General features: G+C 46.4%; 14 protein-coding genes. 6 read left to right on the plus strand and 8 right to left on the minus strand.

Annotated features, from left to right (window positions below; all coding sequences use genetic code 11):
• The 4 genes from KAH81_06255 to KAH81_06270 form a co-directional block, all read right to left on the minus strand.
• The coding region (locus KAH81_06255; GenBank protein ID MCK5833257.1) for a hypothetical protein at positions 1–578 on the minus strand (578 nt) is incomplete at its 3' end.
• Between the two features lie 157 nt (positions 579–735).
• Positions 736–1,398 carry a TrkA family potassium uptake protein gene (locus tag KAH81_06260; GenBank protein ID MCK5833258.1) on the minus strand — a complete coding sequence of 221 codons (663 nt, stop codon included), beginning with the start codon at positions 1,396–1,398 and terminating at the stop codon, positions 736–738.
• A gap of 1 nt (position 1,399) precedes the next feature.
• On the minus strand, positions 1,400–2,014 hold the full coding sequence (locus tag KAH81_06265; protein ID MCK5833259.1) for a CDP-alcohol phosphatidyltransferase family protein: 615 nt from the start codon (positions 2,012–2,014) through the stop codon (positions 1,400–1,402).
• Complete coding sequence (locus KAH81_06270; protein ID MCK5833260.1) at positions 2,011–3,630, minus strand: AAA family ATPase; 1,620 nt, start codon at positions 3,628–3,630, stop codon at positions 2,011–2,013. Before KAH81_06270 ends, KAH81_06265 begins: the two co-directional genes overlap by 4 nt.
• 132 nt (positions 3,631–3,762) lie before the next feature.
• Here KAH81_06270 and KAH81_06275 point away from each other — a divergent pair, with 132 nt between their 5' ends.
• From KAH81_06275 to KAH81_06300, 6 genes are read left to right on the plus strand one after another with little or no spacing between them, the layout of a single operon-like run.
• The gene (locus KAH81_06275; GenBank protein MCK5833261.1) at positions 3,763–4,629 is read left to right on the plus strand and encodes a 4-hydroxy-tetrahydrodipicolinate synthase; all 867 of its coding nucleotides are present in this window, start codon (positions 3,763–3,765) and stop codon (positions 4,627–4,629) included.
• Positions 4,626–5,414, plus strand: coding sequence for a 4-hydroxy-tetrahydrodipicolinate reductase (locus tag KAH81_06280; protein MCK5833262.1), 789 nt, complete (start codon positions 4,626–4,628; stop codon positions 5,412–5,414). The genes KAH81_06275 and KAH81_06280 overlap by 4 nt, the downstream gene beginning before the upstream one ends.
• 10 nt (positions 5,415–5,424) lie before the next feature.
• Positions 5,425–7,308, plus strand: coding sequence for a hypothetical protein (locus tag KAH81_06285; protein ID MCK5833263.1), 1,884 nt, complete (start codon positions 5,425–5,427; stop codon positions 7,306–7,308).
• 26 nt (positions 7,309–7,334) lie between these two features.
• The gene (locus KAH81_06290; protein ID MCK5833264.1) at positions 7,335–8,306 is read left to right on the plus strand and encodes a T9SS type A sorting domain-containing protein; all 972 of its coding nucleotides are present in this window, start codon (positions 7,335–7,337) and stop codon (positions 8,304–8,306) included.
• 10 nt (positions 8,307–8,316) lie between these two features.
• A complete protein-coding gene (locus KAH81_06295; protein ID MCK5833265.1) occupies positions 8,317–8,769 on the plus strand; it encodes a universal stress protein in 453 nt (150 codons plus the stop codon).
• A gap of 35 nt (positions 8,770–8,804) precedes the next feature.
• Positions 8,805–10,652, plus strand: coding sequence for a HAMP domain-containing histidine kinase (locus KAH81_06300; protein MCK5833266.1), 1,848 nt, complete (start codon positions 8,805–8,807; stop codon positions 10,650–10,652).
• A 49-nt stretch (positions 10,653–10,701) separates the two neighbouring features.
• On the opposite strand, the gene KAH81_06305 is transcribed toward KAH81_06300, so the two are convergent.
• The 4 genes from KAH81_06305 to KAH81_06320 all read right to left on the minus strand — a co-directional run bounded on the left by KAH81_06305 (position 10,702) and on the right by KAH81_06320 (position 26,653).
• Entirely contained in the window at positions 10,702–11,082 is a 381-nt protein-coding gene (locus KAH81_06305) for a hypothetical protein (protein MCK5833267.1), read from the minus strand.
• Positions 11,083–11,090: 8 nt separating this feature from the next.
• Positions 11,091–12,263, minus strand: coding sequence for a DUF4388 domain-containing protein (locus KAH81_06310; protein MCK5833268.1), 1,173 nt, complete (start codon positions 12,261–12,263; stop codon positions 11,091–11,093).
• A gap of 215 nt (positions 12,264–12,478) precedes the next feature.
• Positions 12,479–17,212 (minus strand): T9SS type A sorting domain-containing protein, encoded by a 4,734-nt coding sequence (locus tag KAH81_06315; protein MCK5833269.1) that lies wholly within the window; start codon positions 17,210–17,212, stop codon positions 12,479–12,481.
• Between the two features lie 135 nt (positions 17,213–17,347).
• Positions 17,348–26,653: a T9SS type A sorting domain-containing protein gene (locus tag KAH81_06320; protein ID MCK5833270.1), complete on the minus strand. Its 9,306-nt coding sequence runs from the start codon at positions 26,651–26,653 to the stop codon at positions 17,348–17,350.
• Between the last annotated feature and the right edge of the window lie 345 nt (positions 26,654–26,998).

Genomic DNA, 26,998 nt, shown 5'->3' on the forward strand with positions numbered 1-26,998 from the left:
GGAAGTGTTTCTTCAGAAGCACTCCCTCCACTGGAAGCAAAAGCATATCCTGCGCCAAAACGGCCATCCTTAATCTCCATGCGCCACCATTTGTCGCCTACCTGCTCAATATAGACTCCATTAAATATGCCATTTACCCAGGATTCTTCGAGCTCAATCTTCGCCAATGTAGCAACGACATAACATGTCTGAGTATTAAAAGAGGCAACATAATCAATAGCATTTGGAATGCCTTGATACTTTTCGATCCCGGGGTATAATTTTAGGGAAGTCACGGCGTAGTTTCTTCCTGCTATCTGTGGGACTTCATAAACATCGCTAAGCCAAGTCATAATAAATACTGGTTCCATGCCCCATTCACCGGCTACAAGTGTGAACATAAGATGTGAATATTCCTCAACCGACTGATCGAGAATAGTATATCCTGTTAATCCGTCAAAATGCTGATAAACATTAACCTTATCCACATAAACGCGTGCTTGCGGGTATTCAAAGCGTTCTCCGTTTAGGGTTAGACTTACCATGTAACCGCCAACAGGTCCCTGACACGAAGCCATCCAGAGAAAAAAGACCAACATCGAGGCAAATAATATTTTTCCATGTTTCGAGTTCAAAATGCACCTCTTCTAAAAGAAGTTTATAGGTCTTGGATCACGGGTTACGGAGTTTCATTTTGCCCACTATTCCCATCTAAAATGGGACCCAACAATCCAATACACAATAGCTAACATTCCTCTACAATTCCTGTAACTGCTCAACTTTATCGACCGCACCGAGAACAACCAATTTGTCTTCAGGATATATAATTTCTCCGGCCCCCGGGACGACCACGACAGACGGTGTTGTTTTCGGATCTGAGCGTTTTATAGCAAGAAGCTCCACTCCATATTCCCGACGAAGATTTAAATCGATTATGGTTTTATTAGCAAAAATATCCGGAGCGACAATTTCGATTATATTATAACCTTCGACCAAAGGTATATGGTCAATAATATTCGGGGAAGCAAGATAACGGGCTAATTTTTGTGCCATTTCCTTCTCGGGATAGAGAACTTGATGAGCCCCCACGGCGCACAAAATACTGCCGTGCTCCGGAGAGATTCCTTTAACGATGATTTTTGGAATTTCTATCTCAGAGAGGTTCAAAGTTACAAGAACACTAGCCTCGATATCATCACCCAGAGCAACGAGAGCAACATCGACCTCAGAAATTCCTATGCTTCCAAGAAAAGCCGTATCGGAAGCATCGCCGACAATGGCATGGGCAACATGCTCTCGCATATCGTCAACCCTCGTGCCATTTTTGTCTATAGCTAAAACGGGCAGGCCTTTTTTGCTCAGTTCGGTAGCAACGGTTGAACCAAAACTCCCAAGACCTATAACTGCAAATTGACGCATATTAACTCTGTTTTTTTATGATTAATAAATCCCTATATCTGATAAAATAAATTCCTCCGGATATCAGAGTAAGTATAATCGATATTCCGAGTAATATCCACTTAGCTGTTTCCAAACCCATAAGAGATATAGCAAATGTGCATACCCAAGCAAGGGGCGTTACACGGCCAAAAATCGTTGGTGTCACAAGGGTCTCGTAATCGACCAAGATTCGCAAACCAAATACGAGTATTCCAAGATCACGAATGAAGATTGGAACGACGGCCCACACCGGCACGTATCCCTCGAAAGCCAACACTATAGCCACCGAGTTTATGACCAGTTTATCTACCACCGGATCCATCAATGCACCGACAAAGGAAATCTGTTTTAGGGCCTTTGCCAGCAAACCATCAAAAACATCGCTGAGTAGCATATAAACACCGATAATCATAGAGGGCATCGGCCCATAGATTTCCATGTGGCTTAAAAACCAAAGCAATACAGGAAGGGCAACTATTCGGGAAAGAGTCATAAGATTTGGGATCGTAAGAACCCTGTCTGAATAAACGTTTTTTTCATCTTTGCCATGAAAGCGCTTGGAAAAATACTCTGTGTCTTTTACCTTTTTTTTCATACTTCAGTTAAAACATTCACCTCTCCCCCGTGCATCCTATTAAGTTCGTTTTTTCGTGCTACCTCGGATAGCCTCTCCAATTTAACTTTTGTCCTTCCATTTTCTTCAAATTTTCTTATTCTAAAGTGAAGATCAGCGAGCCTTGCTATCTGTGGAAGGTGGGTGATTACCAGTATCTGGCCATCCCGGGCAAGGCGTTTAAGTTCCAGTCCGACTGCATTTGCGACATCTCCACCTATACCCGTATCTACCTCGTCGAAAACTGAAATACCATCGAAATTCTTTGATTTTATAAGAGCTTTAATCGCAAGCATTATCCTTGAAAGCTCGCCTCCGCTGACTATCGAGGCCAGGGGCTTGAGTTCTTCGCCCTGATTCGGTGATATGAGGAATTCCACATATTCAGAGCCTGTTGGGAAAAGCGCGAATCTCTCGCCTTTTATTACTATCGGACCATTCGTTTCTTTTTTCCTATCGAATTTAATTTTGAAACAGACGTTTTCCATCCCCAGCGGCGCAAGCGATTTTTGGATTTCCCGAGCGAGCAACGGCGCAGCCTTCTCGCGGCCTTCTCGAAGCAAGTCGGCCATTCCGACAAGTTTACCTCTTCTGTTAACTATATCCTTCTCGTTCGACATAGCTTCTTCCTCAAGCTTAGCAACCCCCTCTTCGGACTCTTTGATTTCGGAAAGATATTGTATAAGACCCTGAATATCCTTGTTGTATTTCCTTTCGAGTCGCTCTATTAGAAGTTGTCTTCCTCGAAGAAACTCGGCCTCTTCGGGGTCCACATTTACAGAATCGGCTATATCTGATATTTCACGGGATGCCTCGGTAAGGGCAGTTTGTGCGGTTTCGAGCATCTGGTTAATATCGACCGTCTCTGGAACAAGACTTGCAATATCCATAATTGCTTTTTCCGCATTCGCGATAAACTCGATAGCGTTGTTTTCGCCTTCGGAGATGGAGTTTAACGCCACATTGGCACACTCGAGTATTTTCTCTACGTAATCTATCCGCAACAACTTAGACTTAATCTCCTGCCACTCCTCGACATCTAGATTGGCCTCTGTAAGCTCTCGTATTTCGAATTCGCGTAACTTCGACCTTTGCCGAGCAATCTCGATTTCATTTTTCAAATGCGAAACACGAGCTCTGATTTCATCGAGAGCGTGAAACTCTTTTTTATAAGCCTCAGACATTACCTGCAAACCTGCGAAACTATCCAGTAGGTCTATATGGGTTGTCCAAGCCAAAAGAGATTGGTTTTCGTGTTGTCCCAGTAAATCTGCAAAATGAGCAGTCCTCTCGGCGAGTTCAGAGATAGTCACCGGGTGGTCATCGACCCACGCATAGCTCCGCCCGGTCGATATTATTTTATGCTTTACCATTACAGTTTTCACACCGTTTTGGAAAACACCTTCGATCTGCGCCGCATTTTCCCCGGTCCTGACCTTGGTAGCATCTGCTCGCGCTCCGAGGAGAAGCTCTATAGCATTTACTATCAGGGTTTTGCCGGAACCGGTTTCTCCTGTGAGAACACAAAGACCTTCTTCGAGTTCGAATTCTGCGTAATCTATAACCGCAAGGTTTTCTATTTTTATTTTCCTAAGCATAGACTATAGAAATTTAATTCGCAATAAACCATCTGTCAAGAGCAGACATATTTAATTGAGATTATGGATGGTGTTAAATCTCTTGACTTTCAATGTGTCATGGCTTATTTTTTAATGCAAATAGGAGGATAAATGTTTAACGGATGTACTGTTGCACTTATCACACCCTTCGATGTGTGTGGTAAAATAGATTATGCCTTACTCGAGACTCTTGCGGAGCTTCATCTGCGGGCGGGTACCGATGGAATCGTTTTGGCCGGATGTACCGGCGAAAGTTTCACTTTGACTGATACCGAACGCCTCGAGGTGTATAAAATAATTAAGGGCATTGTCGGTGGAAGAATAAAAATAATTTTAGGAACGGGCGCTTCATCGACTTCGGTAGCTCTTTCCAGAACGGAAGCCGCTCTCGAAATTGGCGCGGATGGTGCACTTGTTATTACGCCTTTCGGAAACAAACCATCACAGAGCGCACTCATCAACTATTTTACCGAGATTGCTAAGGTCGGGCTTCCAATTATTCTATATAATGTCCCGGGGCGAACGGGCACCTCTATCGCACCACAAACTGCTATACATCTTGCGGAAATCGAAAATATTGTTGCCATAAAAGAAGCCAGCGGCTCCTTAGATACAGTTAGCCGTATCCTTGGCAGTTCTGAAATGACTGTCCTTTCTGGAGACGATTCGCTCACCTTACCAATGCTCTCTATCGGGGCAAAGGGTGTTATATCAACAACAGCGAATCTCTTTCCGTTCGATTTCGGAGAAATGGTTCACTCAGCCCTCGATGGAGATTGGGCTAAGGCGGCAAGAATCCATCTTAAAATGTTCCCGGTTATGAAAGCGCTGTTTATTGAAGGTAATCCGGTCCCACTTAAGGCCGCTATGGTGGCCGAAGGGATTATAAAGCGCGAGGATTGCCGCACTCCACTCGCGCCACTTTCCGATAGCAACAGGCGCATTCTATTGAAGACACTCGAGGACTATAGAATTTGAAAAAGATAAAGCTTGCAATAAATGGTGCAGCAGGGCGCATGGGCAGAAGGCTTATAGCACTTGCCGATGGCGATGAACGTTTTGAAATAGTGGCCGCTATCGAATCGATGGAACACGAGCTTATTGGCATCGATTGCGGTATCTTGGCGGGGATTGGGAAACTGGGGATTCAAATTTCCGAAGAATCCACACTATTTGACGTGATTATCGATTTTTCGACATTGGAAGGAATCGATCGAGCATTGGAAATTGCGCTTGAAAACAAAGCTGCAATAGTCAGCGGCACTACCGGGTTAACCCCTGAACTGCTCGATAAGATGACAATATCGGGTGAATCGATAGGGGTTTTCTATTCGCCCAATTTCAGCAAGGGGATTTCTGTATTAGCTTCCATGTCAGCCTTTTTGGCACATACCCTACCGGAAGCGGATATCGAGATAATCGAGATGCACCACCGGGATAAAGCCGATGCTCCCAGCGGAACGGCGCTCAATTTGGGGGAAAAAATCGCCGAGGCGAGAGGGGAGATTCTCGAAGATATTGCCGTCTATGGCAGAAAAGGCCATACGGGAAAAAGAATTAATCGAGAGCTCGGGATACATGCCGTTCGTGGTGGTGGAGTGATCGGCGAACATAAGGTCATCTTTTCCACACCCTATGAATCGCTGACTATAAACCATTGCGCTCTTAATAGAGATTTATTCGTCGCGGGTGCGCTTCAGGCCGCCGCGTTTGTATTTGACAAAATTGGATTTTTTGGAATGCAGGACTTGATTCCCACCTAAGGAGTTGGATATGCGTAATTTAATTTTCTTTTCGCTGATCGTATTATTTATTGGATCGGCGCTTGCTGTCGATTGGCCCACGCCATCTGATTTGGAGGCCTATAGCGGGCTTTCAGGTAGAATCGATTTGACTTGGAATGCCGCGCCGCCGGTTTACACAAACGATACACTGTCATATGATACCGGCCTCACAGGTGGAGGCGGCTATGCAGACCTTGACAGTGGGTATTATTCGGTGCGCTTTTCACCCGCAGGACCTTGTAGTATTTTAACTATAAACTCATATTTTTTCGCTGCCGGTGGTGACAGAATAATCCGTTACCATTTTTGGGATGTTTCCGAATTCGGCTTCCCAGATATATATGCCAACCTTGTTCCACCCATACCCGACAACACTATCGGCACAGGTTGGAACAACAAAGATGTATCTTCGAGGGGAATAGTATTCGACGGTCTTTCAGACTTTTATTTGGGAATCGATAAACAAGACACTATCCCAGAACTCGGCATCGCTGTGGATGACACGATTGGTGCAACAGTTCGCTCTTATCGCACCGATTTCTATTATGGCGGAAATTTCCCAACCTCCGGAGACCTTTTAATCCGAGTGGTCGTCGTGTATTTGGAGGATCACTCGGTGGCAACCTTGACCGGAACTGTGGGTAAACTCGTTACACCGCTCGTGCCATTTGCCGAGCCTGAGGAATTTCTTCCTGAAATGCCAATTCCCGAGAGATTCGATGGAAGCCCAATTGCCATGGCTCCCCATGCGGCAACTTACCCGACTTCATACTCGATATATCGAACTAACACATGGAGCGACCCTTTGTCTTTATCGTTTCATGCAACGATTCCCGGATCGCTGACTACATATTCAGATCATGGTGTCATCGATGGCAGCACTTATTATTATTCTATTCGAGCAGATTTTGATGGTGGCGTTAGCGCCATGCCCGATACTGTCTATGCAACACCTTATTCAGGAACTGCTGCCACGCTTTATGATACCTTCATGGTCGATGATGGAACACCCGACGCAGGCGTTCATTACGAGGATGCTGTTCTCGCTAACAAATTCCATGTTGACACTCGTTGCAAGATCATTCGCATCCAATATCAGGTGAATACTCCCGGTTATGGTATCCCGAAGGTATATTTAGCAGATGGCCTTGAACCCGGGCGCGAGGCGCTTGGCGAAGATACTCCATATGCACTCTCCGAAGGCTGGAACAACATTAATGTTTCCGGTTATCGTGCCTTTGTAGAGGGCGATTTTTGGGTCGGATTGGAGATGGGCGGCGCTGTGGGATTGTCATTGGATGCCACAACCCCGGGCTTTGCTTGGGACAGATCGCCCGAGGGAATGTGGAATGAAATTTCAGACACAACGTATTTTATTCGCGCAATAGTCCAATATTCAACAGATAATGCTTATTATCATCTCTATCCCGGTTGGAACGCGATCAGTCTTCCGGTTATACCTTCGATGGGCCTTCGCGCAGACGATATTTTCCCATTTGCAGTGGGTGGCGAAATCTACGGCTGGGATGCAAATACTGCCATGTGGTCGGAAGCCGAGATGCTCGAGCCGGGAAAAGGTTATTTCGTTCTTTGTGCAAGAGATACTTTTTACAACATAAGCGGTATCCCAATTCACGAATACAACCTTCCTTGGGCAGGCCCTAGCTGGGAATTCATAGGAGGATTATCGGACTTTGGAGGTATCGATACGAGCGATATATCTACAACACCATCAGACCTATGGAGTTCGCCTCGCATAGCTTATTATTGGGAAGCTGGTTCACATAGGTGGAATTTTAGTTCCAAGATTATGCCCTCATATGCATATTTTATTTTACTCAATAGTGAAGGATTGATCAACGCAGATGATTAATTAAAACTCAGATCAAAGGAGGAAAAATGAAGGTTTTATTAGTTCTATCGAGTATCGCTTTAATTGCGGGTGCAGCGTTTTGTGGGACAGTTTTTGGTACCCTCGAAATGACCACGCCTTCCACGGACACAGCCTTCGTTATCGTTTTTCACGATTTCGTCAGTCTTTATGATTCCATGCTCTTTTACTCCGAGGCTTACCCTCCGGATTATGATTGGACAATCACCGATGCAGGCATCGTTGATGCATATAATTACAATGCGATGGCAATAGTCCCATCGAGAATACCACCCAACCCCGGGGATCCTGCAGGGCAATATCCCAGTAATCCCTTCCAACTCTCAGGCGGAAGCATAGCCGGTATTGATATAGCATTGGATACAATCGGCAACATTTGGGGTTCGATTACAGAATACGAAGGTGACGTAGATTCTCTGATGATTGGGCTTTATAATTATTACCCATATCTTTTGGGCCTTCCCCCAACATTGACTTCAACACATCGAATAGGTGCCCTCGATTACCTCATAGAAGACGTCCCTGCTGGCGCTTATTCAGTGCGTGTTTGGATGGATTTAAATGGTAATAGCTATTTCGATAGCACAGGAGCTTATAACGAACCATTCGCTTGGCTTGATAATGAAATGGGCGGTATCGCTCCGGTTGGTGGAGGTTGCATCAATGCCGCAAATATTTCCTTGCCATGGACAGGCGTTAAGGAATTAACAACGCTCCCAAATAGACTCGCTGTTTATTGCCATCCGAATCCTTTCAATTCAGTAGCAACTGTTGTTATTGTCGGCGCTGGGAATGGGCTATCGATAGAGGTCTATGATATCGCTGGAAGACATATTTCAACGATCGCGGAGAATTTCGTTTCTTCAGGGATTACTGCTCTTAGATGGTATCCCTCCGAAGAGCTTAATAGCGGGAATTACTTCATTCGAGTTAGCGGTAACGGCCTTACGGCTGAAAAACAAATTACGCTAATAAAATAAGTAGGAGATTATGTTCACTAAAATATTATATCCAACGGACTTTTCCAAGAAATCAAACCACGCCCTCCGAGTGGTTAAAAAGCTTCAAGAAGCAGGAACCAAGATTGTCGTTCTAGTTCATTGTATAGACTCGCGCGAGATAAATACAATGGCAGATATGGAAGGTTTCAGTTCTATTCGATTCGGCGACATAGTGGGCGAAATACGTTCGGCGATGAAAAAAAAAGCCGCCAAACAACTCAAAGAAATTACATCTGATCTTGGAGAGCTTGGTTTCAAAGTTGAGGAACGACTCGTCGAGGGTATTCCATTTCATGAAATACTCCGTGTCGCCGATAAAGAATCTGTCGATGCCATAGTCATTGGTTCGACGGGCAAAGGTCTTATTTCGGAGATGATCCTTGGCTCTACCTCGGAAAAGGTCGTTCGCGAAGCAAAAGTGCCGGTTGTCGTTGTAAAATAATGAGTTTATTGTAATTCGCCAGTGGGGAGAATAAATTGGCTAAACACATATGGTCTTTCGATTTAGACAAAAATAGATATGAAGCTATCAAATCGAAATTGAAGCCTAAATATATATTACACAAAGTTCGTGATGTAAATGAATTACCGGACCGCGAACGTATTTCGGCTCTCATAATCGATCCAGAATTCGGTGACCATTTTTGCGAAGCTATAGCCGATTATTCAGTAAATGAGTCCATTCCGTTATTCGTATGGACTCCAATTGGCAATAAAATCCTTTCTATTGCATATTATTACAATATTCATCTTTTACCTGTTCCCTTCTCAATCGAGGACATTATCGCAAGACTGGGCGAAGTTCTCGATACTAAGCCAAGTAAGAATTTGCTTGCTGCTATCATAGATGATACTCTAGCCGATTCACTCACGCATTATTTAAGGAAAAACTTCTGGAAAATGACCCGAATAAAGGGGATTACCCCTTTAAAAAAATCTTTGGAAAACCATAATTTCGATGCAATTTTATCAGATCTCGATTTTATTGAAAGTGCCATTCCAAATAAACCATTTGAACCTCGACCACCTTTAGTTGTTCTTGCGCCTTTCGATTTTTCTGGTAAAGGAGCTTTTAGAATCGACGACAAAACTGCGTTCGTGTCTTCAAAACTCGATCCAGAAGTTCTAGCAGACATCATTCATAACCTCTTCTTGTCTTCCAGTAAGACTGCTGTCAGAGAACTCTCATATCTTAAGGCATTAAAAGAGGCATCAGCCAATGCACGAAAAGCACAATATCTTACAGATCTTATAGTAAAAGTGGCGAAAGATGAAACTCAAGGACGCAGAGCGGAAGAGCTGAATCTTTTAAATATTCAGACAAAAGGGCTCGTTTCAGAATTATTCGAAACTTTCGAGAATTTGATAAAGCGTAACCGCCTTATTTACTCGGTAACCAAAACCAATAATCTTCCCGAAGATATTTTCTTGCTCGAAGAGCAACTCACTCATGCTAGGGAAATCTATGAGGCTCTGAGGTCAGTCGAGTGGTTCAAGCGAACCGGAGCAATGGAACATGTCAATCTTACAAAGCTAATCAATCATGCCGCGACAAAAGTTAGAGCTAACCGAAGACGCAAGGAAATTAACTGGGATTTTGACCTATCGGAAATCGGTTTGGTTTCGGCTAATTTAACAGAACTCGAAGAATGTTTCATCAATATCTTCACCAACGCCTACGAGGCTATCGACACTTCAGGCACTATCAAAGTGAGAACAAAATTCGATGGCGTTAATATGAAAATAACTATCGAAGATGACGGCAGAGGCATACAAAAAGATATTATACCTAATGTAACGAGGCCTTATTTTACAACGAAATCAACCTCACATGCCGGACTCGGTTTAACCATCGCTCGTGGAATAATAAAATATCACGGAGGAAAACTGGACATCGATTCAACTCTGCATAAGGGAACCAAATTTACTATTACGCTTCCTTCAACGACAATTAATCAAAAAGCAGCTCAAAAAATAGACCAACCCATAGACCTTCTTATTGTATCTCATCAACGCACATTGGGCTTTCTCGAAGCGAGTTTAATCAAATATGGCATTAAGATTGAGGTTTCTGATAATACTGGAGAAGCACTTAAACTTTTGAGAAAACTAAAACCAAAAGCCATTCTCGTCATGGCAGCTTTCGGTTTTCTCGAACTTGATGGCCTTCGTATGCTTGTTGAAGCAAAGGGCAATTCAAAGCTAATCCTCTTCGATCCAACAGAATCGATCCCGAAAGATTTAGTGGGTTTAGATTCATTAATAAAAGGATCTTTTCCGCTTCATCACCTTCTCGCAATAGTAAATTCCTATGTAGAAGCCTAAAAAAGGGGCGCATAAAGCGCCCCTTTTTTGCTCCAATACAAAATTGTATTTACCCAAGCGTTTTTCTTTGTTTGAAAAATCCCATAAATAAGAAAAACGCAACAAATAGATAACCCATAGATATAATTATTGGTGCAACGGGGAAATATCCTGCGCGCCCGGCAACCTCTATAATTTTTATGACCGCAAAAATTATAGCCGCTCCTGAAAGCCATCCCCAGCTACTTGCTAATTCCCCACCTTTCATCATGTTATATAGTTCCCAAGCAAAATAAGAACCGAAAAGCAGAAATAGAAGCGCAAGTGTATCTACTACAGTTTCCGGAATTGTGCCCGAACCAAACTCGTTTTCCCCAATCTGCCCAAAAAGTGGCGAACATGTAAGTATAAGCAACGCTATGATAATGATTGATGTAAGGCTATTTCTCATTTCCACTCCTATTTATTAACCTGAAGGACTCTGAACAGGTCTTCGTAAATACCATATTTTTTAAGGATTTCTTTGTTATCTGTGAGTGTTTGGCCAATTTGTGTAATTATTTTTGAAAGACCGCTTTTCATTTGTCTGGTTCCTACTGAAGATATCATTTTTCCAAGACATTTTTCAAGAAGCCCTGCTAATCCTGAAGACATTATATGAATCTTACTCTCCTCAGGAAGTCGCGACGACAAAGTAACAAAATTGACAAATTCGAACTTGCCATCTTGGGAAACAGTGATATTCTCTAAAACAGAGTGGGACTTAAGAATATCCTTATAAGCCCCTACCATCGATTTTTCGCCGGCTTTTCCAATTTTTGAAATTTGCTCGTCTCTAATTATTTCGAAGGCACCCGAATATACCTTTATCATAATATTAACGACGTTTTTTCGTTCATTTATCTTAGTTTTTATGCTTTCCTTTGTCCCAGACGTCGTTATCAATCCGCTAATCATAAGACCATATATAGCTCGCGATGTATCAAGATCATCGAATGGTGATTTATCTTTAATTTCCTCTATCGATCTTTGTCCATCTATAAGGCTAAGAGCTCTCACCTCGACCGGTGTTAACCTAACTTCCTCTTTCTGGTCTATCCCATTCTGGATCACTTTCATTATTGTGTTCTCGCGCGGAAGCGTATTCCGTATTCTGTTCCATTCGTCTATACGTCGCGTTCCTTCCATGAGAATACTCATTGTATTAAGTGCGTTTATAACATGTTCTGAGTTAGGTAATTCCTTATCCTTAAAGACAAATGCACCATCTTCCCAGCTGAACACTTCATAAATTATATTTTCTACATGCTTCATCATTATCTCGGCCACTTCTTCTTTTGTAAGTAGTCCGAGAAACACAAGCGTGCTTGGAAGATTCTTGCTCGTCAATTCCATAACTTCTTTTGCTTTTATCAGATCTTCCCTTGTAATCTTTTTTTGTTTCAGAAGGCTATTTTCCAGCAGTTCGAGATCGCTATTTGATGTCGCCCAAATTATCGAGCCCTCTTTAAAGCATATATCTTTCTTGCTTTCCCCCTTTTCTATGAAAAGCGTACCTGTTTTCTTACCCATACCGAGTAGTTGTAATATATCGGCAAAGCTCACACTTGAAAGGTTTCCTTCGAATCCCATTTTTAACCTTCCTTTATAATTAATTAACCTTTAAATATATTGCCTTACAACCAATAATGTCAAGTCTTATTCTTAATATTATAAAAATATTTGCGCCGATGTTTTATCTATTTGCCTTTAAGATTTTCCAGTTCAATAATAATTGACAAAAAAATTAAGACAAAAAAAAGCCCCTCGCTTTCGCGAAGGGCTTTATTTCCTTTTTTAAGGCCGGATTACTTCATAAGAGTGATCTTTGTAGTGGAATTTTTCCCACCTGAGATCATACGAATGAAATATACACCACTGGTCATACCTGAGGCATCCCATGTCGTGGAGTATGTTCCCGGATTGAGAACGAGATCAACAAGGGTCTCTACGCGCTTACCCGTAATATCATACACGGATAGCCCTACATTTGAGGCCTCCGAAACATCGAACTTCACGGTGGTTACCGGGTTGAACGGGTTCGGATAGGCGCCAAGAATCGCCATGTCGGTCGGACGCTTGTTATCAACCTGCTTGATATAATCATTCTCGATACCGAGCTTCCACAGATAAGCCGAGGCCGCACGAAGCTGCGTGACTACCGGATCGACGATACCACCGAGGTAGATCGCTCCGACCATCGCCTGCGATGGGCCGTTGTAGAAGAAAATTCTCGGAATCGAATCCTGGTCGAAGCCGACTGGCGGCGTAATACCAATGTTCGTCGTAGCAAGGACATCGACCAGATGGTCGGCGTCGCCTGCGGAATCGTATTCTGCAGCCATATAGGGGATTGCCGGGTTGCCCCAGAGCACCGGAGTGCCCCAGAAATATGCAACATTGAAGTCCGGCGAACCGTCGTTGACCAAATTAAGATTCATATTATCGAAGAAGTCTTCGCCGTCATAGTCCGCACCGAAGTCCGGTCCCTCGACGATGATCTTCTTGCCACCGGTCGCACGATAATCTTCGAGCTTGGCAAGTGCCGCCGCCGGAAGTGTCGTGTTGTCGGCGTCATTGATTCCAAGAGCGAGCACGACCAACATGTAATCGTCCAGATCGTAACCGGCCAATGGGTCGGTTGCATCTTCGTCGGTCATCGTAACGCTGAAATCGAGGTTGAGTGTTGGGCTAGCAAGAGCTATGTTCCACCATTCGCCAACGCCGCGTGTGCCGCCGTCGCATGGCGTCGCGCCGTTGTCCCAGTCAACAACTAGAATGTCGAATGTATCGGCGATAGTTTGCGAAGTAGCTTCCTGGTTGCCAACGAGTGGCGAGAAGAAAGACTCGGCATCATATTTGACTGCAACATCGTAGTAGTAGGCCGTGCCGTCATCGATCATGTCGTCGGAATATCCGACGGCAGGAGCCGCTACCTTCGCAACAATGCTAACCGTCGGAAGCGTAACGTCCGTGAACGGCATTTCCGAACGATAGACGTAATAGGTGTCTGCAAACGCGCATGTCGTTCCCGGTTCGGTCCAAACGAGATCGATAGCGAGCGCTTCCGTCGTCGGGCGCACAACCGTTTCACCAGTTGCACTGAATGCTGTAACCGGTTCGAGGTAGCAAAGCGAAACATCGACCGTCTCGTCGGCGATCATGTAGATGCTATCTACCGTGACCGTCTTGTGATACGGCGCGGAAACGGTGATTGAATAATAACCGTGAGCGAGGTCAACAAAGTTCACAACGCCGCTCGAGGGTGTAGTTTCCGTTCCAACACCAACAAGCTGAACCGTCGCACCGGATTCATCAGTTCCATGCGCAAGATCGACTTCGACGCGAAGGCTGACTGAAGCCGGTAAAAGATTGAGGTTAAGACCGGTTACGCCCTCGCGGGGAACATTAACCGTGGTGCAAGCCTCAACATAACCTGAATACTGAGCACATATAGTGTGAAGACCGATGAGAACATCGACACTGAATTCACCAAGAGAATCTGTGGTAACTCCAGCCGCTGTGCCATCGACATAAATCGCGATGGCTTCGGTGGGCGTGCCGCTGAGGCTCGCAATACCGGAAACCGCAACCGGAACCTGAATGAGGTTATGGTCGATCTCGACATCCGTGGAAGTAACCGTGAAGGTTGTGTCCCATAGCGGATATGCCGGGTAGCTAAGCGTCAATGTATAGGTCCCGGAAGGAACGCATGGGAAGTTATAAGCTCCACCACTAAGCGTGTTCATCTGGAACGAATCAGCTTCGCTCGCTGAAATTACGAGAACATTAACGCCGGTCATGGCCATGCCGTCAACACTAATAACACCATAAACCATCTGGCAAGGCGGATAGACGGTAACATCGTTGACAACCGTTTCGCCGGAAACCGTGCCGCAGACTGTGTCTACAACCGGAGTCCAGAGACCGTAAGTGTATGTTAATTCGATACATCCGAGCGGAAGGCCAGTAAAGCCATAGTCGCCGGTAGAGTCGGTCTCGACCCACGAGCCACCAGTAACCGCAACGCGAACGCCGCTGTTGTTGTCTTCGCCAAACACGCTAACCGTGCCTGAGATGTTGAAATTCTCAACTATAACTTCTGATGGATAATCTACAGAGACCCATAGGAATTGAGTGTTGCTATTATATACAATAGAAGTTTCATCGCTGAAAACCGACCATGTAGAGTCGTTATAAGGTCTCGCCGGCATCGGATCGACAACGGACAGGACTTTGTAATAAACATCAACACGATCATCGCTGAAGATCGGCGCGCTGGGGTTCCACTCTACTGCCACAGACATATCTCCTGCAACAGCAGCTACTTTCCAGAGGCCTCCAAGTTCGCAATTATTGCGAACATCGGCAACGAGGCGATCATATGGTGCAGACTCGGAAGTCGCGAAATGATAACCGGAGGCCGATGGGCTCGGCGGAGGAAGTATTTCATCTGTGCCAAGATCGAAAGTTGCGCTGGCTTCTTCATCCATACCAAACATAATGGCTTCTACACCGCCGGTATAGGTGAAAGTAAGGTCGAGCGTAAATTCTGGGCCACAGGCAATTGAACCTGTTCTAAACGTCCAGATTTTGTGTCTGTGATTTGGAACCGGTGCATTGTCATCGACATGAAGATCGACAGTATAAGAAGCGAGGTCTGACCACCCCAATGCTGGAATGTAGGAGATATGATATCCGCCGGAAATCGGGGAAATCGAATAATCTACAACAGCCAAACCACCGATAGTTAGCGAGAAAGAAGACATATCAACGCCACTACCAAAATCAACAACATCGAAGCAAAGCGGAGCGGTAACATCGGCACCGTCACCCTCGTGAGTGATGTTAAGAACTACTGGTGCAGTGGTATCTTCGCCGCCACCCGGAAGCATACGGATAAATACCTGCTGATCACCATCGAATTCGGCAGTGCTATAAAGCTCCATAAGAGTGTAATCACCACTCGATGGGAACATTCCTCTTTCAACTACAGCAAACTCGAAGGTAGCGCCGGCGCCGGAAAGAGGCATTGCGTCGTTATTCCATGCAAGAACAAGATTCTCGTCTGGTTCAAAGACATCGACAATCCACTCTTTGATGCCATAATCGGCTTCCTTAATATCGGTCGAAAGGGCAGTGATTGAGGGATGAGTCGGGTCCATGATCGGGAAATAACCGCGAGCACGGCCGGGAATCAAGAACTGAGGAACATCGATGCCTGCATCGTAATACTCTGAACCTTCGGTGTCTAAACCGATCCATAGGTTCGTAGAAGCAGTATCTCCATCATCGAAGGAATGAGCGATAAGTTGATATGTAAATTCCGGAAGATCGCCGGGAGCCTTGGTTCTGAACATCCAGTTGGTGTCGGCATCATTCGGAATATCAGCTAAATCAGCGGCTTCGACCTCTACAGTATACCAAGTGGAATAAGCCATTCCGCCCGGAAGACAATAATCAATAGAATACCTATTGAGGCCGGTGCCGAGTTCAGTAACAGTATAATCGTCGCGAGGAATAACAACATCGTTGACCGTAAGGACAATAGTGCTGGAATCTACGCCGCGCTCGTTGTCACGAATAGAAACATATATGCAACGATCGATATCTACTGTTGTATCATTTTCCACTGGATCGAAGTTGTAGAACTGTGGAGGATCTTCGTCTTCGATGTATTCAGTAGTAGTGAATGTGACCTCTACAGGTTCTACCATGCAATTTGCAGGCTCATATAGGTCACATGCTGTTACCGAGTAGCTAATAATTGTAAGTTCAGGCCATAGACCGGAAGTGTCAACTGGAGCTAAACTTGCTCGATATCCACCTACTATCGGCGTCCAAACTACAGACATGGAAACATCGACTGGAGTTGTCTCGGTATCGTTCCAAATCATCACTACTATAGAAGTAGGATCCACACCGATGATATCATCTTTGACGTCGAATTGAATCGGATCATCGAGACCGATTCCTGCTTCGCCGTCTAGTGGGTTGAAACCGGTTACGTATGGTGGTTCATCGTCGAGCATGGCTTCAGGCATAAAGCGAACAACCGCATCTTCGATGGGTCCAAACGCAAATTCCTCTACGGTTGATATTTCAACCCAATCACCTGCGTCTATATCATCAATATCATCAATGATAGACTTTGATGCGATAGAATAAACACCAACATCAGGAATAGTTGTAGTATCCCATGTTGCTAATCTGTCATCTAGGCCATAATAACCCTCTACACGCATAATCCAATATTTATAATCGGGCGGAGAATCGAATCCGCGGATGTCAGCCGAGAGCTTAGGATACGTAGCACTGGCTAACGGGAAAAAAGCGCCCCTGCCATCTGGCGGAGTGAAATACGGCACATCAAGATACGCATCATAATCATCGGTAGCTCCAGCGGAGACTCCGAAGGTTAAATCGTAAGATGCCCCAACTTCGGGCTCAATCGCCACCGTATAGGACCAACTCTGGGCTAGGGCCAGTCCCGCAAGCAACATAATTGTTGCGGAAAGAAATACAAGCTTGCCTTTAAACATATGGCTTACCCCTTTCTTAAGAATGTTTTTTCGAAAATTACTTTCAATTTTGTTCAATAAACCGACAAAAAAATAAAATAAAATAATTCGAGATGGACGGCCCCTCGAAGGGACCGTCCATCTTTTAATAAGTTTTTACTTCATTAGAGCCATTTTTGCAGTAGCCTTGAAGCTACCAGCATCAAGCTTGTAGAAGTAAATACCTGTTGGAACTGGCTTGCCTTCGGAGTCTGTTCCGTCCCAGACAACCGATCTATAGCCGGCTTCAACTTCACCGCTCACGAGTGTCGTCACCTTCTGGCCGAGAACACTGTAAACCTCGAGGCTAACCTCGCTGTTAACAGGAATCTCGTAGCTGATGACTGTTGTCGCGTTGAACGGGTTCGGGAGGTTCTGGCAAAGAGCGAACGCTTCCGGAATCGCGACTCTGTTGGCAACCATCTTATGGGTACCCGGCGTGACATTGATCACGCTGCCGTCAACGACGGTTGCACCTTCATAAGAGAGTGTCCATTCAGAAGTCGAGAGTTCGACGGTGGCTGTGAACGCCGCATCGGCAGTGACATCCCATGTAATGGTATTGTCAACCGCACGATAGTCGGTGTCTAAGCCGTTAGCGAGCTCGATTGTGCCAGTGCCCGGGCGAACGGGGATCGCATAGTGGTCAATCGCGCGATCGAAGTCCGAAGTCGCTCCATTAGCAGCACCAAAGGTGACTGTCGCGTTATCGGCAACAAGTCTTCCGGTGAAGATAGGCTCGATCTTGGAATCTTTGATCGTGTAAACAACCTTGCGTCCGGGATCTCCGGGAACATCGAGAACACATTCTTCTAGAGCCATCACAAGATGGCCGCGGCAATGTGTAAGTGTGTTAGTGGTGACATAGTCAACACCGCAGTCATACACTCTGGTTTCCGTAGCATCGACAGCATCCGGAGGAGTCGTATGCGGAGTTGCGAAGTCGGTGTTAATCCAAGTTGCACCGATGAGGTTCCAACCAGGAACCAGATCGACGGAGAAGGACTCGACCGGAACACCGCAAATCTCGACCTCAGTCTCGATGGAAGGATAGATTGCGAGGCCCTCGCCTGCGACCAGAAGGTCGGCGGGCGGAACTGCCACGTAATCGCCATCAACCATGCGATATACTGTCATACCCGGGAACATATCTCCAACGGTCGGAACCGGATCTGGCATAACACTGATGCCAATGAGGTTCCAGTCCGTGCAGAGAGTGTAGGTGCAGCAATGTTCCTCAGGAACAACGGTTATCCCGACGGTCGTAGCATTGCCAGCCAAATCGTAGGCTGTAACATTTACTAGATCGCTTGGTTCCGGAGAAACGCCAACCCACGGAGTGGAAGAAACCGCACCAGCTGGATCGACCCACATTGTGTCGCCTAGCATTGCGCCATCTCCATCGGTAACGATTATATAGACATAACCGTTTCCACCCATATCCGTGTAGTTGTCACCAAGGTAGTTATCATCGAACGCGCCGGTGAAGCCCGTGAAGGTCTCGCCGGTAGCGACGATTAAGGCGTCATCGATAATTGGATCTTCGATGTCAACGAGAACAAACTTGCCAATAGCTTCGCTTTCAAGAGCTTCGCCATAATCAAGTATGTTACCAGCAGCGTCGCGGCCCTTCACGAGAAGGCGAGCGATACCCTGCGCATCGAGTCCCTCTGGCTCTCCAGCAACATCCCACTCATAGGCATAGACGTCATCACTGAAGAAGTCGAGTTTATCATCGAAGGTGTAGGCAACCGCTGCATCGTCGTAAGACGAAGGACTTGCGGGAGCCATATAATCCGGCTGACGCCAGAAGTTATTATGAATGTCATATTCATCGCGATCGTCATCCCAGAGCCTGGACTCTAGATGGTCATTAGGATCGTCATACATGCCATAAATCGGCATACCGTCGATCGTAAGTCTCATCATATCCCACATTCTGGTATAGACATATTCGCTGTAGTTGTAGTAAGCAACCGGGTCACCTGAAGCGGCTGGATCGAACATCGTCTCGTCCCAATCGAACATCAGGTTGAATCTACCCTCGTTAACGACCCAGATGTATTCCTCTCCTGGATAGTCAATCGGGTTGACAGCACGGAACGGAACCGTGGAATCGTCCCTAAGCATATCGACGGAGTAGGAAGGATCGTAGGTGTCGAGGAGAATGTAGCCAACATGATCCCAATCGTGGAAATCTTCGCTGACTTCACTCCAAGTGTGTTCAGTAGCAACAATCTTGACCAAACCATCGTAACGGTTATCTTGATCGTCAACTGTCCACTTATAGACCCAGAAGTTTCTTTCACCAACCATATAAATATCAGTGCTATCGAGCCTGACCATGATTTCCGGGTTAGAGCCGGAAATATCGCCACCCCAATAGTCTGCGATATGAAGGTCGATGTATTCTACATGAATATCAGTCGGCATGACCTCGAGGAGGACATACAGGCTGTCACCCGGGTAACCGCCGGTTTCCGTATATGGATGCATAAGCGGATCGCTGGAGGTGTAGTCCGGGTTATTAAAGGTTGTAACTTGAATAATCGGGTGGAAGTCCTCTACACGGTAGAAATCTGGAAGTGTATCGATGGAACCGATAGCATCGGCGTCGATCCAACCCCAAGTCGGCCAATCAGGCCATTCGTTTTCCATGCCAGAGAGCCACCACGGGAAGATGTCATCAGAGTTCTCGACAGCCGAGAAATTCTGGGAAACAGACATCAGAGCATCTTCGAGATCCGCGCCACGAGCGACGAACGGAGGACGAAGGATGGTGAGTGTATCTTCATCAAAGAAGTCGAACTCACAATCTCTGTGGTAGTAGGTCCAGTATTCTTCGATACTATCGCCATACTCGATCACATTGTGAATAGCGTCGAATGATTTCCAGCTAACTGTCCACATTCCGGGTGGTAATCCTTCTGGATTCTCATATTCGAGACAGATAATAGAATCAGATGGATCATAGTAGAGAGGAGCAGATGCACCGACTGGCGCGAAATAATCCTCGGTGGCGGAATCCGGCCACAATGAGTAGTTGGTTCCGTCGATAAGGCTATGGAGCCAAATGGTCATCTTATCGATTTGCTCGAGTCTCTGATTATCATCATTGCTCCAGCATATCTTGAGTTTAGTGGAGCCATACGGGAGAACTGTATGTTCACCGTGAATGACTTCGCCGCCACCCAAGTAAGTCATGACTGGATCAATGCGTTTGTTGTCTATGAGAACATTGAGTTTCTTGGTGGTCAAGAACGGATCGATTGGACGGAATCTGCTGTATGCCTCCATTACTATATGGAGATACATCTCGTTATCGGAGTAGAGCGTAGGAGCTCCACCGAGCGAGGCATAATACTCGTGAAGAATATCAATATCATCCGTCGGTATGGCGATCCAAGAAGTATCGCCTTCGATCCATATGTTATCCGAATACATGTTGTCTTCAACCCAATGATAGGTGTAGCCAGTTGTAAGCGTCGTTCCTGCCACAAATGGCTCGGTACTCCACCACAACTTGAACACAACTGAATCGGTTTCGGCTAGCGTGTTATCCCAGTAGCCTGTGAGTTCCTTTTCGCGAGGATCGGCATCGAAGGTGCAACGAGTGGAATCCTCGAGTTCACCCTCTGTGACACTCCAACCGGAGAGTCTATCGATGTCATCATGATAACCGCTCCAAGGATCGACTGGCTCTGTATCGTATTCATCGACACGAGGCCATTCGAGCGAGATACCCCAAGGCATACCAGTTACAATGCGGATCGGGTATTCGACAGCCATCATGTAGTTGGCTGCGTTGTCATCGAAGCCCTGAACACGGAGTTTACCGATTCCATCCATGGCGCCGGCACCCGCAAGGACCATATAGCCAATCCACTCTCTATCGCTGTTCCAACCATCATCGTAGGCTGCAGAAGAACCCGGAATCATCGGGGCTTCATCGCCATCTGGGGCCGGACGCGAGAACGGATAATCTACAGAGACATCGCTATAATCAACATAATACTGAGCTAACGGATAGTGGAGGCCAGAACCACCGGCTGCAACTGTCTCAAACGGAAGCACTGGGAACCAGTGAGTCCATCCCTGAGGCTGGAAGCGAACGATGTGGCCATAAAGGTGATCTGCCTCGCGCATGTCCATATTATCGTTGAACCAAAGGCGAACGATAACCGTGCAGACATCCGAGAAGTTATAGATACCAACCAAACTATCTTGATCTGGAACTTCCCAAGGAAGCTTAAAGAGATCGCTGTCCCAGTTTTCGACTGTAGGATCGCCGTAAATTGGCGTTCCAAGAGAGTCTGTTCCAATAACAGGAACATCCATTGTCGCAAGCGCAAAGCCCTTGACCTTCGGAGTCGTGTTATCGAGACCCATCTTTTTACTGGTAACGAGCTGGCAGTTGCCGAGGCGGTCCTGAATGACGGCTTCAGCATAGATGCTATCGGCGATGAAGATCGTGTCTCTGGTGAGAGATGACGTAACCGGAGTCGGCACAGCGCCAGAACGATCGAGACCGTGATAGATCTGAGCGGTAAAGCCCATATCCATCGAACGGGCAACAATGGTCTCACGAGCACAGTTATGAATCTCGTAACCATCGCTGGTCCAATAGTAATAAGGCTCGGTTCCTGGATTGTAAACCATACCGGCATCTTCATCATCAGCAGTGCCGAAGAAGTATCTCACATAGTCCGTGGATGGATCGACAGCCGGAATCGGCCAAATTGTCGTCCAGTTGGGAGCTATGGTAAGACCAGGAGCACAACCGACATTAGCATCGTAAATGTCTTCGAGTCTGAGTCTGATTTCATTGTTCTCGTCGTGGACGAGGTGGCAATTAACCTCTTCGTAGCCTGTCGTTCCATCCGGATTGAGGAAATCGGCAACAGGAGCCTGCATATCGATTTCATACATCCAGCCGAAGACATGCTTCGTGTAGTTGTCGCCATCGCCGAAATCATTAGGCTCGCGAACATTGAATGTAAGGGTAACATCAATAACATCGCCGTGCTGGTAACCAATAATTGTATCGGTAACAAGCTCTGGCTCTGTCTCTAAAGTATCGATTCTACGGATCGTATATAGCCAAACGCTATCCTGATCAATAGGACCAACATGGAGTCTGCCCCAATCCACACAACCGGTGCGTTCCGGATAGTAATGGAGGAAGCATGGGATGCAGTCGCAGTCATACCACTCATCGATTGTCCAAACAAGTTCATCCTCAGCATCTCTCAGCTCGAGAACAACATGCGGAACACGGCCTGTGAGTGTATCTTCGTCCGGATCGGAACCGGCAAGGCACTCCCATATGATGGAGTCGGTGCAGGTGTAGATCTCTGCGACTATGAAATTAAGGTCCTTAGCGTAGAAGTCGATATACGGGTCTGTCTCTTCCATTACGGAATAGGCTTCCGCGTCACCATCTTCGCGATCGAGGACCATGTCGATGTAGTAACCAGACCAGGCGGCAAACATGGTCTCATACATACCGGTAAGATCTGGCGGATAATTATAATCCCCAGCGGTCTGATATGCATCATAAGCACCATCGTTGAACCACATCACGCTATTCAGCCATGTTTCGGACTGTATAACGAAGTTACCATCCTGAATCATGTCCCAATTTGGATTATACCAATCGTGCATGTCGGATATGTCGAGCCAGTGTGTCGGTCCGAGTGTATCGACATTGAGATCAGTGTAATCTTGGCGGCCATAGCGCCAGGACATAAAGGAACTGGTCGGTGAGCTATACGGATCGTTGGTGTGCCACCAGCGATAGCAACCGCCAGAAACGCAAACCTCGGAAGCTGGATACCACGGAACATCCGGACTGTCACCAGCATAAAGCTCCCAATCCACAATATCGTGGGGCTGGAAGAAGTTGCAAGTGGCGTCGCTGCCGTCGCCGTAGAGCTTCAGTATAGCGCCGCGAGAATCATCCGGATCGGGGATGAGCTGCGCATGATAATATTGATAATCACGTCCGGGAATTTCATGATAAGCCACATGAACTTCACCGTATTTGAGATCTTGGAAAATAATCTCATCGGTGTAAGGCCCACCCGGAGTCATTGTGTCGGTGAAGGTGAAGACTATATCGCAACCCTCGACCATTTCGCCATGCATTTCGCCGATTTTAGCGACCCAGTTGTCGCAATACATATCGTGAACATTGGCGGAAACATCCCTGAATTTGAAATACATGGTATCATTACAGAAACCACCCATGTCAGCTTCGGTGAATATCGGCGCGTGGCAATCAACATAGAAAGTCCAGCGCGCTATATGGCTGACTGTGTAATACAAATAATCAGGATCGAGTCTATCATAGCCTTCGTTTCTGCTCGGCACTTCGTAATCCACAGTGTGGCCGATAGTTGCATCGGAGCAGAGAAGGTCATAGGTTCCGAGCCAAGGATCGTTATCATCATCCCAGCCGGTAACAGGGCCAGCTTCGCCATCTTCGCTCTGGCACTCTGTAATAGCGTTATCCCAAGCGTAAACAGTGACGCAAACCTCATCACCCGGACGGAAGTGAGCCTGTGTCGGCATTCTGCGATAAGGATCATAGGTTATCCTGACGCCCCACTCGTTGTGCTTTTTGGTAACATCGAGTGCAATAGCATCGGGTTCGCCAACGCAGAAATTACGGCCGTCTGGAACACTGCCGCCATAGGCGGGATCATGATAGTAAGGATGCCAACTGCCATCGCAACCGCGAACCTTGAGGTTCATGCAGATGCGGGCTTCCTCATCGATGCTACCGGAGTAAATACCGGAAACACGATTATAGATGCTGGCAGAATCGGAAAGCGGAAGATCCACATTCATATCCCATTCATAGCAACCAATTTGGTCGTATGCGTTGAGAGTAATAATCTGGAAACTATCCGAAGTAACCCATTCCTTGGGAGGATAGAAGAAAGTGTCCGGAGCGGTCGGGCCTTCGAGGTCGAAATGAAGCACGCCAAGCGTGTCAACTTCGTAAGAAACGTAACCCGGAGCAACACCGACGACTTCCCACATAACGGGAATATGGTCGTCTCCATAAAGAGTGGTGCTTTGCGTTCCGTAGTTACCATCGGCTCCGCCGGAGGTTCCCCAGCTATCCGAAGGATAAATATCCGCAACTCCGCCACCCTGGCTGCCCTGACCGTAGTCGGGATCGTCAACGAGCTCGGTGAGGAGCACCCAAACGAAATCGCCAGATTCAAACGGAACTAGACCGGAATAATAACCAGCGAGTTCCTCGAAATTAATGATCATTTCGGCGTCGTAACCGTTATCGGCTTCGTCCACCCAAACACCATAACCGAGATGGCTCTCGTTGACCACGATAGTATCCCATTCGCCATCGCAATGTTCGATAGCAAATGTAATCTCGAAGTCGCGCCAGTTCATACCAGCACCTCCGAAAGCACCAGACCAACGGGTAATGCCGTGGTTATCGGTATCGTGAACTTCCTGATAATCGTCGGTTAAGTCGATGTGAAGTGTCGGAAGGCTATCTGCAAGCCAGGCCCAATAAACCGTGTTACCCTCTATAGTGTAACTACGGCGGTTGGAGCTGAACTCTCTAGTTTCGCCATCGTGACCTTCAGCAGAAGGACAAGTCAATTCGGCATTCGGACCGGAAAGGTCAACCTTGAATGTCCAGAGTGTATCGTTCATGACGCCGGGCGAGAAAACGCCGGGACGGTCATAACGGAAGTTGTTCGTTCTACTGAACACTCGGTAAGTGACCTGAACATAAGCACCATCGATGAACGGAGGCATCCAATCTCCATTACGATCTTCACCGATCATAACCCAGAAAGTATCTTTTCCGCAAAAAGCACCGGAACCGCAAACTTCATTAGCCCAAACCTCGGACCATGAATCGCTCATTCCAGACCAACCACTAGTTGTCCAGCTCCAGGAGCCTGGATCGCGGTGGCTGTGCTTTATGTTCCATTCCCAACCTGTGGATATGCCACCATTGAATTCATCGTATGCGTATTCAAGTGGGCTGTGCCAAGAGATCGAGTCGATGCGACCGGGGAAGTTCGTCGGTGTCGGAAGACCATAATAGGTATCGTTAATGTAACGAATCTCCATAAAGGCCGAATCGACACAGGTTCCTCTGTCCCAGGCGACAACCGCGATAGGCTGAACGCTATCGGCGGTGAAGATCGAATCGTTCTCTTCGTCGCAAAGAATATCGGTTGCGAAATCGTTGGTGGAAACCTCATCGCGCGGATAAAGATCGGCGATGTAAGGCGTAATCTCGTCCCAACCCTTGATCATTTCACTACGGGCCCAACGAGTTGCATCAGCTGGATCGGGGAATGGATTATCCCAAATGACATCGGTGAGCGTAGCTGTCATATCGACGCGATCAAAGATAGCGCCAAGACGGCGGTACACGATGATGTCATTGCGCTCTTCAATCTCGATGAAGAAGGAGTCAGAATTTGAAATCCCCTCAATACCACCATCTCCAGGATACCTATCCATACCAGTTTCATCACAGCAATCGTGGCAACCGGCCATCTGGAGAGCAATCCAGATGCGGTAGAATTCGAGGCCATAGCGCTCGCTGTTGAAGGTTCCTTCATAAGGAATAGCAATACCATCTTGGAAGTAGATAGTGGCTCGCCACTTTTTCCAACCGGTATAGGGGCCGCCGGAAGTAGCGACCATAGTCCACATATCCTCGGGAGTGAGAACATCTATACGAGTAGGATCGAAATGGTCGAGATAAAGAGTGTCCGTGTCGGTTAAGATCTGCTCAGCGATACCCATAATATCTATTCTATCGAGAATATCGATATCGGAACCGGCAGAAGCACCCTTGTCGATGTAAAACTGAACACCGGTTAGAGTATCTGCTTCGGTGGGATCGACACCGAATTGAGTCGCCGCGTCAGGCGGCAAAATCGGCGTAAGATCTTCGTTCGGGTCAAAATCGCGAGAACCCCAAATATTGAGGGTAATACCGCGAATCTCTTTATCATCTGTTCCGGAAAGCATGTCCAGACGGAGAACCACATTGTCGTGACCCATCCTAACTGGAGATTCTAAACCGGTAACGGGGTCTATTTCATAGGCCCCGCGCCTCCAAGGACTCACTGGAGTAAAACTGGAGACGGTTGAGTAGTCTGTCGTATAGTAGGACGGAAGCTCCGTTCCATACACAGGACCACCGGGAGTGCCCTCGGGGGACACTACATTGAAAGCATTACAATACTGCCAATCGCTTCCGCTTCCTTGCGCGAACACCGCACCTATGGAGAGCAAAAGGCCAAGCAGCAGGGCTATACAAATGCTGTTCTTAGTCATTACGCCCTTCTCCTTTCTTCGTTTTGTTTGATTTTCTATCGTTTTCATTACACTCATCTTCCTTGCGGAAAAATTTTCCACTAAGCCTCCTAACTTTGAAGAAAAATTGCTCCTAATTTTAATTATCTAAACAAAGGCACCGTGCCGTTTAACAGATTAAGCACGTGTTTTGCCCGCTACAAAAATACAAATTCCCCGCCAACGTTCCGGCAGGTTTCGCGAAAAATAAGCACCGAACCATCTACTGTCAAGGCCTTTTTTATCCTCCCACAATCGTTAATAACCCAAAACTCAATAAGCCTTTCTTAATCCTCTAGGCTTTCCCCTCCCAAATACAAAAATATCTTCTCTTTCGGACAAAAATAATTCTTTTTGTGCCGAAATATTTACTTTAAGTAAATATATAGCGCTAAAATTCAAAGTCAA

This window comes from bacterium (assembly GCA_023145965.1).
Classification (GTDB): domain Bacteria; phylum UBP14; class UBA6098; order UBA6098; family UBA6098; genus UBA6098.

Coding starts and splice junctions, on each gene's coding strand:
- KAH81_06290 (MCK5833264.1), top strand. CDS start 7,335: ATGAAGGTTTTATTAGTTCTATCGAGTATCGCTTTAATTGCGGGTGCA.
- KAH81_06315 (MCK5833269.1), bottom strand. CDS start 17,212: ATGTTTAAAGGCAAGCTTGTATTTCTTTCCGCAACAATTATGTTGCTT.
- KAH81_06310 (MCK5833268.1), bottom strand. CDS start 12,263: ATGGGATTCGAAGGAAACCTTTCAAGTGTGAGCTTTGCCGATATATTA.
- KAH81_06285 (MCK5833263.1), top strand. CDS start 5,425: ATGCGTAATTTAATTTTCTTTTCGCTGATCGTATTATTTATTGGATCG.
- KAH81_06295 (MCK5833265.1), top strand. CDS start 8,317: ATGTTCACTAAAATATTATATCCAACGGACTTTTCCAAGAAATCAAAC.
- KAH81_06270 (MCK5833260.1), bottom strand. CDS start 3,630: ATGCTTAGGAAAATAAAAATAGAAAACCTTGCGGTTATAGATTACGCA.
- KAH81_06275 (MCK5833261.1), top strand. CDS start 3,763: ATGTTTAACGGATGTACTGTTGCACTTATCACACCCTTCGATGTGTGT.
- KAH81_06305 (MCK5833267.1), bottom strand. CDS start 11,082: ATGAGAAATAGCCTTACATCAATCATTATCATAGCGTTGCTTATACTT.
- KAH81_06265 (MCK5833259.1), bottom strand. CDS start 2,014: ATGAAAAAAAAGGTAAAAGACACAGAGTATTTTTCCAAGCGCTTTCAT.
- KAH81_06260 (MCK5833258.1), bottom strand. CDS start 1,398: ATGCGTCAATTTGCAGTTATAGGTCTTGGGAGTTTTGGTTCAACCGTT.